We start from the raw sequence: 229 nt of genomic DNA, 5'->3' as shown, positions 1-229 counted from the left end.
CGAGCGCGAAGCGGTCGATGCGGAAACACGGCGTTTCGGCTGGCAGCGCGGGATAGGCTTCGATCTTCGTCACGGTCGAACGCACGGCGGGCGCCGATACGGCGGCTTCGCGTGCTGCGCGTCGCGGCGCTGCTGCTGGTTCTGCTCGGTTTCGATGCCGCCGAGGCTTTGCCCCTGCACATTGGGCGCGAGCGCGACCAAAGCCGTCAGCGGCAACGCCGCCAAGCTC

Annotated in this window: 1 pseudogene; it reads right to left on the bottom strand. The window is 69.0% G+C overall.

Annotated elements, in window-relative coordinates:
- Window positions 1-180, bottom strand: a pseudogene (locus SB751_RS36045) (ShlB/FhaC/HecB family hemolysin secretion/activation protein); the annotation flags it as partial.
- Between the last annotated feature and the right edge of the window lie 49 nt (window positions 181-229).

It is taken from the genome of Cupriavidus sp. SIMBA_020, assembly GCF_046535395.1.
In the GTDB taxonomy this organism is placed as follows: domain Bacteria; phylum Pseudomonadota; class Gammaproteobacteria; order Burkholderiales; family Burkholderiaceae; genus Cupriavidus; species Cupriavidus campinensis.
Note: the sequence above shows the minus strand (reverse complement) of the source record. Positions and strands in the feature narration are given on the sequence as shown.